Origin of the sequence: Paraburkholderia sp. BR13439 (assembly GCF_040948805.1) — a bacterium.
In the GTDB taxonomy this organism is placed as follows: domain Bacteria; phylum Pseudomonadota; class Gammaproteobacteria; order Burkholderiales; family Burkholderiaceae; genus Paraburkholderia; species Paraburkholderia youngii.
Map to the genome: position 1 here is coordinate 1 of NZ_JBFPKN010000167.1, position 348 is coordinate 348.

1 protein-coding gene is annotated in these 348 nt (G+C 62.9%); it reads left to right on the forward strand.

Annotated features, from left to right (window positions below):
- Window positions 1-54: 54 nt before the first annotated feature.
- On the forward strand, window positions 55-348 hold a 294-nt coding region (locus AB3X96_RS42720), incomplete at its 3' end, for a helix-turn-helix domain-containing protein (protein WP_368594436.1).

The window sequence follows — 348 nt, forward strand, 5'->3', positions numbered from 1 at the left end:
CCGATTCTCTGCTGGTGCGTTATACGGTCATCGCGTTGAAGGGAGACTCGGTTGATGGCCAAAATGGACGATGCTACGCGCAAGCGGGTGCGTGCCGGTCGCTTGATGTTGGCGGGAAAGACGCCCGCCGAAGCGGCAAAGATGGTCGGAGTGGCGCGGCAGACCGCATACACGTGGAAGGCCCGACTCGAAGAAGGTGGCATCGATGCGCTTCGCGTGATGGCCACGGGGCGACCGGCCCAACTGGATGCGGCCCAACTCGAAGGTTTGCGCGCAGCGCTGCTGCAGAGCCCGTTGATACACGGATTCCGTACCGAACTGTGGACGCTCAAGCGCGTACGGGTGCTC